The sequence below is a fragment of the Compostimonas suwonensis genome, assembly GCF_002797855.1.
Lineage (GTDB): Bacteria > Actinomycetota > Actinomycetes > Actinomycetales > Microbacteriaceae > Compostimonas > Compostimonas suwonensis.
The window spans coordinates 1-14231 of sequence record NZ_PGFB01000001.1; the positions used below are offsets into that span (position 1 = coordinate 1).

11 protein-coding genes and 1 tRNA gene are annotated in these 14231 nt (G+C 68.9%); all 12 read right to left on the bottom strand.

The window, feature by feature from the left end; all coding sequences use genetic code 11:
• Positions 1-390: 390 nt before the first annotated feature.
• Positions 391-472, bottom strand: a tRNA-Tyr gene (locus tag CLV54_RS00010).
• A 56-nt stretch (positions 473-528) separates the two neighbouring features.
• Positions 529-813: an LPXTG cell wall anchor domain-containing protein gene (locus CLV54_RS00015; protein ID WP_157802729.1), complete on the bottom strand. Its 285-nt coding sequence runs from the start codon at positions 811-813 to the stop codon at positions 529-531.
• Positions 814-928: 115 nt separating this feature from the next.
• Positions 929-1879: a phosphate ABC transporter ATP-binding protein gene (locus tag CLV54_RS00020; RefSeq protein ID WP_100342930.1), complete on the bottom strand. Its 951-nt coding sequence runs from the start codon at positions 1877-1879 to the stop codon at positions 929-931.
• A 64-nt stretch (positions 1880-1943) separates the two neighbouring features.
• Positions 1944-2927, bottom strand: a complete 984-nt coding sequence (locus CLV54_RS00025; protein WP_245861171.1) for a sortase — start codon at positions 2925-2927, stop codon at positions 1944-1946.
• A gap of 5 nt (positions 2928-2932) precedes the next feature.
• Positions 2933-3736, bottom strand: coding sequence for a hypothetical protein (locus CLV54_RS17305; RefSeq protein ID WP_157802730.1), 804 nt, complete (start codon positions 3734-3736; stop codon positions 2933-2935).
• Complete coding sequence (locus CLV54_RS00040) at positions 3733-4845, bottom strand: COG1361 family protein (protein ID WP_157802731.1); 1113 nt, start codon at positions 4843-4845, stop codon at positions 3733-3735. Before CLV54_RS00040 ends, CLV54_RS17305 begins: the two co-directional genes overlap by 4 nt.
• A gap of 143 nt (positions 4846-4988) precedes the next feature.
• Complete coding sequence (locus tag CLV54_RS00045) at positions 4989-6032, bottom strand: hypothetical protein (protein WP_100342935.1); 1044 nt, start codon at positions 6030-6032, stop codon at positions 4989-4991.
• Positions 6033-6071: 39 nt separating this feature from the next.
• On the bottom strand, positions 6072-7163 hold the full coding sequence (locus CLV54_RS00050) for a hypothetical protein (RefSeq protein ID WP_157802732.1): 1092 nt from the start codon (positions 7161-7163) through the stop codon (positions 6072-6074).
• A 112-nt stretch (positions 7164-7275) separates the two neighbouring features.
• Positions 7276-9804, bottom strand: a complete 2529-nt coding sequence (locus CLV54_RS00055; RefSeq protein WP_157802733.1) for a type 2 periplasmic-binding domain-containing protein — start codon at positions 9802-9804, stop codon at positions 7276-7278.
• Positions 9805-9923: 119 nt separating this feature from the next.
• The gene (pstS, locus tag CLV54_RS00060; protein WP_100342938.1) at positions 9924-11561 is read right to left on the bottom strand and encodes a phosphate ABC transporter substrate-binding protein PstS; all 1638 of its coding nucleotides are present in this window, start codon (positions 11559-11561) and stop codon (positions 9924-9926) included.
• On the bottom strand, positions 11558-13099 hold the full coding sequence (gene pstA / locus CLV54_RS00065; protein WP_245861175.1) for a phosphate ABC transporter permease PstA: 1542 nt from the start codon (positions 13097-13099) through the stop codon (positions 11558-11560). The genes pstS and pstA overlap by 4 nt, the downstream gene beginning before the upstream one ends.
• On the bottom strand, positions 13099-14169 hold the full coding sequence (gene pstC, locus CLV54_RS00070) for a phosphate ABC transporter permease subunit PstC (RefSeq protein ID WP_245861176.1): 1071 nt from the start codon (positions 14167-14169) through the stop codon (positions 13099-13101). Before pstC ends, pstA begins: the two co-directional genes overlap by 1 nt.
• Positions 14170-14231 lie beyond the last annotated feature (62 nt).

Sequence of the window (14231 nt, forward strand, 5' to 3'; positions counted from 1 at the left end):
CGCCCCTGGACCTCGAACGACGACCGGAGAGCAGGGTTGACGGCCTGGCTCGATCACTACAACCTAGACAGACACCACCTCGGCATCAGAGGCAAAACCCCCATCGACCGAATCAACAACGGTCGAGGTCAGTACATCTAGGCTCGGCGCGGCGCGGGCCCGTCGGTTCGCGATCGCGCAGCTTCAGGCGACACTCCGATGCGGCAGTGGGGACATGCCGCGCACGCTCAGAATCTGCGCCCTCGCGCATCTCGCTCTGAACAACCGGACGACCTGAGCAACAGGACGACCTGAGCAACAGGACGACGAGCAAGAGCCCGGCCGATGGCCGGGCTCTTCGTGTTATGTCTCGCTACTCACCCGAGACACGTGTCTCGACTCATCACAACGTGGCGAGTGAGGGATTCGAACCCCCGAATGCGATGCAGTCTGATTTACAGTCAGATCCCTTTGGCCGCTTGGGTAACTCGCCATGCTGCTCCGACCACCTGCTGTGAGCTGATCGGAGGCGCTCAACAAGGATACTCATCAGAGGCCGTCTGGTGAAATTGGGCCCTCTCCGCCTCCGTCGCCGCTCTTCGGGGGTCGCGAGGCGCGGCGCATCCGCATGACCTGCCCCACGATCACGACGATGATCCCGAGGAAGACGAGCACTCCGGCGGCGATGAGCCAGGGGGTCGCGTCAGCGCCCGTCTGCGCCAACTGGACGGCCGAACCGGGGGTCAGCGACCCTGCGAACGCCGGCGCACTCCCCGCGCCCACGAGAGCGAACCCGGCCACCGCCGCCGCACCGATCCCGAGCATCCGTCTCATGGCACCCTCCCCGCTTTCCTGCCGGCAGTCTACATCGCGAAACGACCCAGACTCGGGGTGCGGCGTCGTCCGCACCCCGAGTCTGGGTCGTTTCGAAAAGGTGGGAAAGCAGGGATCAGCCGAAGCGGCCGTTGACGTAGTCGAAGGTGCGCGAGTCGATGGGGCTCGAGAACATCGCCTCGGTGTCGCCGTGCTCGACGATCGCACCCGGGGTGCCCTGCGAGGCGAGGAAGAACGCGCACTGCGTGGAGACACGCTGCGCCTGCTGCATGTTGTGCGTGACGATGACGATCGTGACCTCGTGAACGAGCTCGAGCATCGTCTCCTCGATGACGCGTGTCGAGGTCGGGTCGAGGGCAGAGCAGGGCTCGTCCATGAGCAGCACACGGGGCTGCACGGCGAGGGATCGGGCGATGCAGAGTCGCTGCTGCTGACCGCCCGAGAGGCCGCCGCCGGGAGCGCGCAGGCGGTCCTTGACCTCTTTCCAGAGACCGGCCTTGATGAGGCTCGTCTCGACGAGGTAGTCGCGGCGGTCGCGGTCGGCCTTGGTGCCGGTGAGCTTGAGCCCCGCGATGACGTTGTCGTAGATCGACATCGCCGGGAAGGGGTTCGGCTTCTGGAAGACCATGCCGATGCTCTTGCGTGCGTCGGTGAGCTTGCGGCTCGCGTCGTAGATGTCGTCGCCGTCGAGCAGCACCTCGCCGGCGAGGCTCGCCGAGGGGATGAGCTCGTGCATCCGGTTGAGGATGCGCAGGAAGGTCGACTTGCCGCAGCCCGAGGGCCCGATGAGCGAGGTGATGACGCCGGCGGGCATCGTGAGCGACACCCGGTCGAGCACCTGGTGGTCGCCGAACCAGGCCGTGACGTTGCGGGCGTCGAGCGCGGCGAGCGGCGCCGGAGGCGCGTAGGGCTGGGGCTCGCTCTCACGGTAGCTGTGGCCCGGCCCCTGAGCACCGGGGGCAGGGGGGCCGCCCTTCGGAGGCTTGGGGGCCTTCGGCGGCTTCGGCGGACGGGGCGCCTTCGGGAGGACCTCGGTGAGGGAGGCGTCGCTCGGTGTCTCGGACATACGCGCTCCTTTCTTAAGACGAATCGGGGGTGACGGGTCGGAGAGGGGTCGGAGCCTGAACGGATCAGAGGAGGTTGGGCAGCAGCCGCGTGACCTGGTCGGCGACCCACAGTCCGCTGAGCACGAAGACCGGCACGAAGACGATCCAGATCTTGCGAGCGCCGAAACGCCGGTACGACCACACGGCGGCGACCTCGGCGGCGATGAGCAGCTGGAGCGCGAAGGCGAGCGCCCACACGGTGCTCGTGTCGGTCGCCATCGCCAGGTTGCTCGGAGGCAGCGCCACGAAGGTCGTCTGGCGGCGCCCGGCGGGCTCCGCCGGGGTCACGAGCCGGGCGTCCACGTACTCGACGCCGGTCGGGATGTAAGCCGGGCCGCGCGCCGTCTGCAGCATGAGCCTGCCCTCGCCCGCCTTGGGGCTCGGCAGGGTGGGATCGCCCGCGTATCGCAGGCCGACGACCTCGTAGACGTGCTCGCCCTGGCCGGTCGTGACCTGGAAGGTCTCACCGGGCGCGAGTTCGGCGAGCCTCGAGAAGGGTCCGCCGTAGGCTGCCGCGCGCCCCATGATGACGCTCATGCCGGCCTGACCGGGCAGCACCGTGTCGCGCCGGTGACCCGGGCCTGCGGTGAGCGTGCCCGACGAGGTCCCCTCGACGACGATCTCGCGCAGTCCGATCGAGGGGATGTCGATGAGCGCGACCGGCGCACCGTCGGCGACGAGGGTGTCGTGCACCGTGCCCTCGCTGACCGGTGCCGTGGCGTCGGCGAGCTCGATGCGGAAGGTGTTGAAGAGGTTCTGCTGGGCGACGGCGTGCTGCAGGTGGCTGAGCACGAGCAGGTTGACGCTGAAGCCGAGCAGCAGGATCGCGATCATCGCCACGAAGCCGCGCACGAGGATCATCGTGGGGCTGAGCGGCGCCGGCGGCAGCATCGAGCTCGGCAGCCGCCTGGGCGGACGCGGAGGCCGCGGCGGCTTCGGGGTGCGCGGCGGCCGCCCCGGCGGGCTCGCCGGGGGCAGTTCGGTGACGCTTTCGCGCCGCTCGTCCATCAGGGTCACTCGGCGGCCTGCGGCACAGGGGCGCCCTGCGGCGAGAGGATGCGCACGATGACGACCGCCGCTGCCGCGATCAGCACGATGATCACCAGGAACCACGGGAAGATGGGCACGAAGGCGTTACGGGTGACCGGCTCGAGGGTCACCCCGCCGACGCTTCCTGGCGGGGTGAAGGTCGCGTTCGCGTTGACGAAGATCCACTGCCCGATGTGCGGCAGCTCCGTCTGCACGGTACGGGTCTCTCCGGGCGCGATGTCGGCGACCGCGAGCGCGTCGTGGTCGGCCAGCTCGTTGCCGAAGACCCCGTTGGCCCAGAAGTGGGCGGAGCCGGTGATCGTCTCGTTCGTGACGTTGCGCACCGTGAACTCGAGGGTGAGGGTGCCGTCGAAGGGGTTGAACGAGGGGTGATACGTGCTCTTCAGCCCGCTCAGGAAGAGAGCGCCGCCGATGCTGACCTCGTCACCGGTCGCTGCGGGGCCCCCCGAGCCGGAGCCGCCGGAGCCCGCACCCCCGGAGCCGCTTCCCCCGCCATTGCCGCCGCCGTTGCCGCCTCCGCCGTTGTTCGAGCCCCCCGGAGCGGGCGGCCCCGACGGGTTGGGCGTGTTCGTGGGCGGTTTCGTCGTGGACGTCGGTGTGGGAGTCGGTGCGGGCGAGGCCACGGGGGTGGGGGTCGTGACCGTCACCTCGAGGCCGAGCCCGTCGTCGTCGGCCGCGAAGGCGGACGCCGCCGAGCCGAATGCGAGGAAGCTGCTGATGAGAACGGCCGACGCCCAGACGGCGCCGCGCTTGGTTCGCTGATTCATGGTGCGCCCACTCCCTGTCCGACGGTCTCGCCCTGAGGGGCCTGGGCTGCGGCCTCGGCCTGCGCCTTGCGCAATGCCTCGGCCTCGGCGTACTCGAGCCACGCCCGGGCGTTCTTCTCATCGCGCTTGTTGCGGATGCGGATGCCGAAGAAGACGATCGCTGCGATCACGAGCAGTCCGAGCAGCAGCCACGGCATGGCGAGGATGATCGTGTCGCGGCTGACCTCGCGGAGCGGACCGGGATTCAACGCGTCCTCGTCGACCGTCGGGGCGAGCTTCACGTAGGGATTGAGGTACCCGACCTGCGGAACGCCGGGAACCCTGACCGTCATGGTCTGGCTGTTACCCGGGAGGAGCTCGCTCAGCTCGCCGCGCTGGGGCTCGCCCGCCGGGATGCCGAAGAGAGCGCTCGCGCCGACGAGCGTCGTGGCGCCGAGGGCGACGTTGCCGTTGTTGACGACCGTGAACGTGACATCCGTCGAACCGGTGAAGGGGTTGACCTCGCCGTTGTAGACGGCCGAGACGTTGCTGATCGTGAGGTTGGGCTGCAGGTCGCCGGGCACTCGCACGTAGAGGCGGGTCGCCACCCGCTTGTCGACGAGGATCTCGCCGTTCGGGGTGAGCAGGGAGATGACGATTCCGGCCCCGTGGTCGCCGGGCCCGGCATCCGCGGGCACGTCGACGCTGAACGGCACGAGGGAGGACTGCCCGGGTTCGAGAGGCACGCTCACCTGCTTGGCGCCGTCGGCGAAGGTGACCCAGCTGCCGGCCTGGGTCGGAGGGACATCGGTGTTGAGCAGGCCGTAGCCGCCGTCATCCGTGTTGAAGGCATCGGTCGCGAAGACCGTGAAGGTCTGGGTGGTGGTTCCCGTGTTGTGCACGGTGTAGAAGTCGTCGAGGTGCTGACCGGGCGCCGCCTGGTAGCTGAACCGCGTGCGGCCGTCGGCTGCGCCGGACTCCTGAGCGGGTGCGCCGGAGAGACCGTCGTTGTCCGCGAAAGCCGGAGAGATCGTCAGGCCGCTGAGAGCGAGAGCGCCGACGGCGGCCGCGAAGAGGAGCCGCGTGGGGTATCTGAGGCTGAAGGAGTTGGGCACAGTATATTCGTCCAAAATAAGGTGTCCTACGTCGGGCTCGGGGCTGAACGAGACGTGAACGGGATGCATGGATTTGGCGGTGTCATGCCGAAGAGGGGGAGGCCGCGAGCACCTGCGACCTCCCCCTCTCCTGTCATGCGGTATTACATCGAGCGGTATTACTCAGAGACGAGCGTGAGCGTCATCTTCGAGGTGTAGACACCGGCCGGCTTGTCCGCCGGAGCGACGAAGGTCAGCTCGGCACCGATGTGGGTCACACCGACACCCGTGGTCGCCGGAGCGGTCGCGAGGAGGATGCTGGCGTCAGCGCTGCCCGCGATCTGCTCGGCGCCGAGAACGACGCCGTCAGAGGTCGAGTCGTCGCCGAGAACCGGCTTGACACCGAGCTGCTTCTTCTCGATCGTCGCGTTGGCGGTCGCGTTCGTGAAGTCGTCGACCGTGCTCGTGAGGGTCCAGCCCTCGCGGGTCAGCACACGACCATCGTTGACGGTGACCTCGGGGAGGTCACCCGTCGAGGTCGACAGGTTGTCGATGAGCGTCGGCGAGCCGATGGTCGCCTTGGCGTCCGCCGGGACCTCGAGGCTCAGAACACCGTTCTCAGCCGCGACGGTCGTGGCCTCGAGGTCGATGTCGCCCGTGAGGGTCGGGTCGACCGGCGGGACGACGACATCGGCCGGAACGACCGTGTAGTCGCCACCCGGCGCGATGGTGACGTTCGCGAAGAACACGCCGGACGTGGCGAAGTTCACGTTGTTGTCCTTCATGCACGCGAAGCCGACGCTGTACTCGCCACCGGCGGCCTTGACGGCCGCGGCGTTGCCCAGGTTGTTCTTGTAGAGCGAGATCGGGAAGCCGAGCACGGTCTTGGTGCCGGGGGCGAAGAAGATGTCAGCCCAGGCCGACCACGAGGCGCGGGTGCGCTCCTGGCCACGCGGCGCGATGAAGGACTGAACCGTCTGAGCGTCGTCGGAGCAGACGAACGGAACCATCGGGTCGGTCGGGCTCGACGAGCCGAAGACCTCGGTGGTCCAGGTGTAGGCCTGGTCCGCTTCGAACGGGGTTCCGTCGGCGGAGTTGTACGGGAACACGGGCGTGTCGGAGCCGTTGGCCTCGGCCGCGAACGCCGGAGCGGTCGTGACCGTCGCGAGGCCCGCGAGCGCGAGACCGACGATAGCCAGTCGCGCCACATTTTTCTTGAGCATTGTTCTGATCCTTTGTCGTCTGTGGGATCGACTCTCCGACTAGGAGAGCTTCGCCCGGATCGGGGTGGTGGAGGACGGGGCGAGGAAGCCGAACTTGGTCTTCACTGCGCCGGCGGTCGTGCCGAACGAACCGAAGTTCGTGAGGCTCGTGGCGTTGGCGCGGTTGACGAGCGCCTCGAGGTTCGCGTCGTACTTCGGGCTCGTGCTGTCGATGCGAGCGTTCTCGACGACGACGTAGGTGTCACGGCCCCAGGTGGTGTTGTTGTAGAAGGCCGAGTTCGGGACGAGAGCCGAGCCGGTGCCCGTGAAGGGAGCGGTCGCGCCCTGGGTGCTGCCGAGGAACGTTCCGGTGCCGGTGCGGTTCTGAGCGGCGTTGTTCTTCTGCGCGACCCAGCTCGCCACCGAGAACGGGGCGATCTTGCCGGCGGCGTTCAGAACGGTTCCGTCGTTCTCCTGCACGTTCTGCACGACGCAGGAGCCGAGGGTCGGGTTGCCGATCGCGCCGAGGAAGAACTTCGCGGTTCCCGAGCCGACCTGCGGGAGGAGCGGGGTGACGGCGACGCCGTTGATGGTCGTGAGCGTGCACTCGTAGACCTGGCGGAGCTGAGCACCGGTGAGCTGGCCGAGCGTCGCCTCGGTGCCGTTGTAGGCGTAGGAGACCGCGTCGCGACCGAAGGGGATGTAGACGAGAGGACCGGCGGCGTCCTGGGCCGCGCCGGGGCCGCTCGACGAGCGGGCGATGTCGATCTGACCGGTGATGACAGCCGCCGGCGTCGTGTTGTTCGCGGCGGTGAACGGCTGGCCGTCGATCGAGCGGCTGAGGGCGGCGACGCCCTCACCCGAGCCGGCCGGACGACCGAAGTGGACTCCACCCGGCTTGGTCTGGATGGCGGCGGAGCCGAAGGCGTCGAACGAGCCGATGGCCGAGCCGTTGCCCGCGAGGGTGCGGACCGAGAAGCCGGAGATGTTCGAGCCGTTGGCGAGAGCGTTTCCTGCGTCCTGCAGGGTGTCCGAGCCGACGAGCACGTAGCTGTCGGACACCGGGTCAGCGTGGGCGGGGGTTGCAATGGCGAGACCAGCGACGGTCAGACCGACTGCCGCGCAAGCGGCGGCTGCCTTCTTGAGGTTCACTGCGTTTCCTTTCGGATGTGGATTACTACGCGACCGCGGGTGCGGTCGCGTCGACTTGGCCTGGTGCTCGCCGCGTCTGCGACAGCCCCCGAACACGCCAAGAACATGGGCATCAGAGGCGCTTCCCTCTGGTGCGGGTCATAAAGGGCACGGCGAGGGCCGCGCCGAGACCGGCGAGCGCCCCGATGGGCACCGCCGAGCCGATCGGACCCACGTCGGGATCCTTCGGGGTCGGGCCGCCGAGCACGAGACCCGCGCTCTCACCCGTCGCCGCCGGGTTCTGCGGCCCCGAGCCCGACGCGGGCGCGTTCGGCACCACCGCGCCGCCGCCGCTCGACGCATTGTTCGCCGCAGGCCTGCTCGCCGGGGGGACGCTGCCGCCCGACGGCTGCGGAGCCGGAACCTTCGGGCCCGTCTGGATCGCATCCGCCGCCGCGAGGGCCTGCGTCTCCCAGCCCTTCGGGATCGGGGCGTATCCCATCGGAAGCTGGCCGAAGTCCGTGCCGGGCTGCTGCCCCGCCGTCGCCGCATACCGGATGAACGCCGCGTAGTCGGCTCGCGCCTCGCTGTCCTTCGACCGCGGATTGGCGACGGCGTAGACCGGCATCGTCAACGGGTAAGCGGTCGGCGCGGCATCCGCGTTGGCACTGCTCGAATCGAACTCGTAGACCTGATCCTGCCCGGCGGCCGGGGTCATCGCGGCAGCGGCGGCGAGGAAGGACTCCGGAGTGGGAGCGACGAACTGGCCGGCGCCGTTGAGGAGCGAAGCGGAGACGACCTGATATCGCGCCGCCGATGCCGTGTCGCTCAGGGCGAGCACGCGCTGGTAGCCCGAGACGGCTCGGGGCGCCTTCGGGTACTTGGGAGGAGAGGCCTGGATGTCCCACGGCCCGAGGAGCTGGCCGTCGCCGCGCAGAGCGAGGTAGGCGCTCTGGTCGAGGTCGTTCGTATAAGGCCGCCAGGCGACGATGTTCAGCGGCAGCGATCCGTCGGCCTGCGCGGGCTGCTCGGTCGGATCGGCCTTGGGGAAGTCCTCGCGCGGCGCCTCGAACCCGACCTCGGCCGGGTTGACCTCTGCGTTGGTCGAGTTCCACGGGTTGACGACCATGCCCCAGGGGTCCGGGCGCCCGGCGAGGAAGTCGACGGCGTCCTTGTCGGACATGATGTAGCGCCACACCTGCCACGCCGTGTCGGATCGCCCCTGCGGGATCAGGAGGTCGGCGAGCGACGGGCTGATGAGGCTCTCGTACTGCCACTCCGGATCGTTGATCGCGAGGAAGTCGGGATCCATCGTCAGGTTGCGGGGATTGCTCGCCGGCTGCCCCCGCAGACCGAGATGCGTCTTGTCGGCGAGAGTCGGCAGCGAGTCGAGATACGAGTAGCTCAGGAGTTTCGCCAGCAGCCGGGGCGTGAGGTTGATCGAGGTGAACGCCGTGCCCGTCTTCGACGCGATGTCCTCCGGCAGCTCCCCGCTCGCGACCGGCTGCCGGTCGATCGAGAAGCCTATCGACACGCCGGTGAGCGCCACGGGGGCGTAGACGAGCGAGTCCTCCAGCCCCTCGGAGTACGGCCGGGAGGCGAGGGCGAGCGGTGCCTCGTCCGAGGTGAGCGCGGTGCGGAGCGAGTCGGAGTCGGCGGTCGTGCTCAGCGTGTAGGCCGCGCCGCCCTGCGAGGTGCAGAGGCGGGGCTGCCACGAGCGGATGGCGAGCGCCGCGAGTTCGCTTCCGCTCACCTGGCGCTCGGCCGCGCCGATGTTGCACGCGATCGAGAGCGGCTTGAAGTCGAGCTTGACGGCGAGGTGGTGCTTCCAGGACTCCCAGAACAGCCCCGACTTGGTGATGCCCGTGACACCGGGGTCGTTCTCGGCACGCGGCACGATGACGAGCCAGCACGACCGCGGCGCGGTCGTGCCGTCGGGCTGCGTGATGGACTCGCCGCAGCCGAGGCCCGGTGTCTGCACCGCGGTCTGGATCTCGAACTTCGCGGTGCCCGAGCCGTCGGCGCCCGAGCCGCTCCACGGGATCTCGTTCGTGGTGCTGTCGGTGAAGAACTCGTTCGTGTTGACGTTGACGGTCTCGTCTTTTTTGCCGTTGACGACGGAAGCGATCGTCTTGCCGGTCGCCGAGCGGAAGGGGATCGAGGTGTAGGTCGGATTGGCCAGGCTTCCGCCGATCGACGTGTACTCGAGGTCCTCCTCGGCGACGTCCTCCGTCTCGACGGTGTTGTCGCGCGTCGCCCCGGGCGTGTGGAAGCCGCCGTACTGGCACGTCGTGCGGTCGGGCTGAGTGGGGTCATCGGGGTCGTCGCCCCAGCACTGCATGATCTGCAGGAAGTTGGTTCCGCCCGTCGATCCGGGAACCGAGGACTGCTTGCCGCCCTTCCAGCTCACGAGCACACCCTGCGAGGTGAGGTCCTTGGTCTGGGAGACCGTGACGGCGAGCTGCGGGAACGGCGCGTTCACGAAGTCGGGATCCTGATCCTGGGCCGTGACCCTGACCGCGGACGAGCTCGCGTCCTCCGCCTGGACAGGCGTCAGCCCCGCGAGGGCGACGAGACCTGCGGTGGTCGAACCGACGATCAGACCGACCACGAGGGAGTTCAGGACTCCACGGCGGCGGCGCGTCGACAAGCTGGAATGCACGGGTTTCTCCAAGAGGAACGTGGCCGACCGGAGGACGACCGTGGTCAAGCTATTGAGCACGCGTGTCATCGTGATGAACGCGGAGGGAACGAGACCTCGCCGGGAGCTTTCCTAGCCGACTATTGGCTCGGAGGACTCGCGCGCTTCAAGCGCCGCGAGACGAGAGGCGGTACGGCGACGGCCACGACGAGCAGGATGCCGGCGAGCAGCATGATCGTCTGCTGCAGACCCCATCCGGTGTCGGGGAGGGCAAGAGGTGTCGCAGCGGCGACACCGCGCACACCGCTGCCGCCGCCGCTGACGAGGGCGCCGTTCTCGTCGTAGACCGGGGCGTCGCCCGCAGCACCACCGCCATCCGCCGCGGCATCCCCGCCACCCGCGCCGCTGTCGCCGCCCGGAGCGTTCGCCGAGTCGCCACCGCCGCCCGAGCCGCTCACGTCGGTGTCTTCGAGCGCGCCCGCGGTTCCCGTCGTGCACTGGTTGGGGCCGACCTTGTCGCACTCGGCCGGCATGGGCGCCGTCACGGCGAGCTGGTTGTTCTCCGGGGACTCGCCCGGCTTGAAGGTCGGGTTGTTGCAGGTGTTGATGTCGACGTCGGCGACGTTCGATCCGGGGATCCTCTTGATCTGCTCGAAGCCCGCCAGTACGAGGTTCATCGGCAGGGGCGAGTAGCCGAGCGCGTCGGCCTGCTGCTGGCCCTCGCAGAGGAAGTACTTCGCGAAGGCCCCGAGGGTCTTGCCCTTCTCGGCCGTGAAGATGCCGGCCACCTCGGTGGGCACGATCATGTAGGAGTAGCTCGAGAGCGGATAGGTGCGGCTGTCGGGGTTGTTGTAGACGCCGTCGAGGATCTGGGTGAGGTAGTCGGGGGATGCCGGATCGGTGTTGATCCGGGCCTGGAGCAGGGCGACGGCGACCGACGGCGCCGTGGGCTCGATGTAGTAGCCGCTGTTGTTGAGCACCTTGGCCACCGGGAAGCCCGACTTGATCGCGTAGGAGTACTCGACGTACGTGATCGCGCCCTCGCCGTAACCCTGGCTCACGTAGCCGGCGACGCCGAGCGAGCCGCTCTGCGCCTTCGCCGCTCCGAAGACCGGGTACTGCGAGGTGAGCCCGCAGGGGGCTGCGCGGCCGACCGAGACGCAGAAGTTGTTCCACAGATCGGGGTACTGCTTCGACATCCACAGGCTGAACTGGGCGCTCGATCCCGAGCCGTCCGAGCGCACCACGGGGGTGATCGCCTTGTCGGGCATCGCGAGCCCGGGGTTGTCGGCCTGGATCTGGGGATCGTTCCAGTTCGTGATGACGCCCGTGAAGATCTTCGTGACCGTCTCACCGCCGAGGCGGAGGTTGGTGACCTTCTTGCCGCCGATCGTCAGGTGGTACATAAACGCCGTGCCACCCGCGACGATCGGCATGTAGGCGTACCCGGTCGTCGGGGCCTCGGGGGCGGAGTTGTCCTCGGGGCGGAGCTGGAACGGGATCTCGCTCACGCCGAAGTCGACGGTGCCCTGGATGAAGTCACGACGGCCGGCCGAGGAGCCCGTTCCGTTGTAGTTGACCGTCATCTGGTAGTTGGCCGTGACGTTCTTGCGCCACTGGTCGAGGGCGTTCTGCGACCAGGTCGAGCCGCTGCCGGTGATCGGGGCATAGGTCTCTGCCTGCGCGGGTGTGGCGCCGGCCACCACGAGGGCGGCGCTGATCGACACGACGCCGAGGATGCCGGCGAGGCGACGGGCGAGGCGGAAGCGGGAGGTCACAGGTGCTCCTTACGGGTGGGAACCACGGTGACGACGGTCTGGGTCTCCGGGGCGGGCGGTGCGGTGCGCATGGTCATGCGTCGAAGATCGTTGAGCGACGCCTCCGCGGCCCGGCGACGTTGCCCGTCGCTCAGCTGGCCGGGCGAACGCCCGCCGAACGCCCGTGCGATCACGAAGAGCACGAGCACGAGGATGATGAGCACGGCCGCCGCGCCGAAACCGCGCGCGACCATGTTGGGCTCGGGCGACTTGACGAAGTCGAAGACCTGCAGCGGCAGCGAGATCATCGGGCCCGAGAACGGGTTGAAGTTCATGACGGCGGTCACGCCCGAGGTCAGCAGCACGGGCGAGGTCTCGCCGACGCCGCGGGCGGTGCCGAGGATGACGGCGTTGACGAGTCCCGAGCGGGCCGTCGGCAGCACCACGTGCCACACGGTGCGCCAGCGGGGGGCGCCGAGCGCGTAGGACGCCTCACGGAGGCTTCCGGAGACCAGGCGGAGCACGACATCCGAGGCCCTGATGATGATGGGCAGCATCATGACCGAGATGGCGAGGGCCGCGGCGAAGCCCGAGCGCTGGTGGGTGAAGAGCATGATGACGCAGGCGTAGACGAAGAGGCCCGCGACGATCGAGGGCAGCGCCGTCATGGCGTCCGAGATCGTGCGCACGAAGCGCGAGAAGCGGCCGGGGAACTCGTTGAGGAACACGGCGGTCGTGATGCCGAGCGGAACCGTGATGATCAGCGCGATGCCGATCTGGATGAGGGTTCCGACGATCGCGTGCAGGATCCCGCCCATGCTGAGCGGGTCGAGCGGGCCGGCGAGCTCCATCGTCTGGGTGACGAAGTTGACATTGAACAGCGCCGCCGCACCGCGCACGAGCGTGTAGACGAGCACGAAGATGAGCGCGCTCAGCAGGATGGCTCCGGCTCCGTAGAGCAGCGCCGTCATCACGCGGTCTTTGACCGTCTCCGCGTCGCCGCGGAACGACACCATAAGCGCGTAGATGCCGATGAAGGCCAAGAAGGCCACGACGAACCAGCCCACCGCGCCGCTGAGCGGGGCGAACCAGCCGAAGAGCAGTCCGGCGATCGCCGCGGCCGCGATGAGGGAGCCGAGCACGTTGAAGCGGTCTTCGCCCGTCGCCGTGCGCAGCATCCGCCGGGGGCCGATGTCGCCGGCGGGGTTCGGCCGCATGGTCGCGCCGGGCGTGCGCGCGGGCCCCCGCGGCGCCGGACGCGACGGCTCGTCGGCCTTCGCAGTGCGGGAGGCGGCGAGGAGCGAGAGCTCCTCGTCGGTGAGCACGTCGGCCGTGACGGTGATGTCGTCGGGCGCCGTCGTCTCGTTCGGCATCGTTGTGGGGGGTGCGGTGGCCTCGCCGACGGGCTCGAGCACCTCGGTGATGTCGGTCGACGCGGCTGCGGAGGCCGCGGGCGTCGGGGGTGTCACCCCGGGCACGGTCGTCTCTGGCGCGGTCGTCTCGGGCAGGGTCTTCTCCGGCACGGCGGTCTCGGTCACACTCGTCTCCGTCGTCGACATCAGTCGCTCTCCGCACCGGAACGCGAGCGCGCCACGATCGAGGAGGCCGTGAAGTTCACGATGAGGGTCATCACGAAGAGCACGAGGCCAGCCGCCATGAGCGCCGAGAGGCCGAACTCGCTCGCCTCGCCGTAGCGCAGGGCGATGAGGGCCGAGACCGAGTTCGTGCCGGTCTGCAGGATGTGCCAGTTGATCGTGAAGATCGGGGAGATGATCATGTAGACAGCGATCGTCTCGCCGAGCGCACGGCCCAGGCCCAGCATCGTGCCGCCGATGATCCCACCCCGGCCGAACGGCAGGACGACGGCGCGGATCATGCCCCAGCGGCTCGAACCCAGCGCGTAGGCGCCCTCGCGCTCGCCGGGCGGGGCCTGCGAGAACGACTCCCGCATGACCGAGGTCTGGATCGGCACGACCATGAGCGCGACGACGATACCGGCGATGAACGCCGAGGAGGTGAACGCGCTCGCGTCGGTCACTCCGGCCTGCGAGGCCCCGTCGACCGCGAAGATCGGGATCCAGCCGAAGTGCGCGGGCTCCGAGATCCAGCGGGCGACCGGGATGATCGCCTCCTGCAGGAAGAACAGCCCCCACAGGCCGAAGACGACACTCGGCACGGCGGCCATGAGGTCGACGAGGCTCGTCAGGAACGCCCGCATCTTCGGCGGCACGATCTCGGAGATGAGCAGGGCGGTGCCGAGCGCGAGCGGCACCGAGAACGCCATCGCGACGAGGGCGATCGTGACGGTGCCGAAGAGCACGGCGGCGATGCCGAAGGTGTCCGTCTCGGGCGACCAGGCCTGCTCGGTCAGGAAGCCGAAGCCCGCGACGCTCAACGCGTCGCCGGCGCGGATCGACAGGAACAGGCCGACCGCGAGCATGATGGCGACGGTCGTGCCACCCGCGGCGTACGCGAAACCGCGGAAGGCGGCGTCCGGGCCCGACCAGCGGGTGATGATCGAACGACGCTCAGGCGCGAGCTTCTGCGGCTTCTCCGCCTCCGGCTCGGGCAGTCGCTCGTTGGCGACGAGCACGTCTTCGATCGTCTGGAACTCGGTCTCCTCAGCCACGGGTCACCTCGATCGTGCTGTCGGCGATGCGCGCCCGCTCGATGTGCGGCGTGGTCGACATG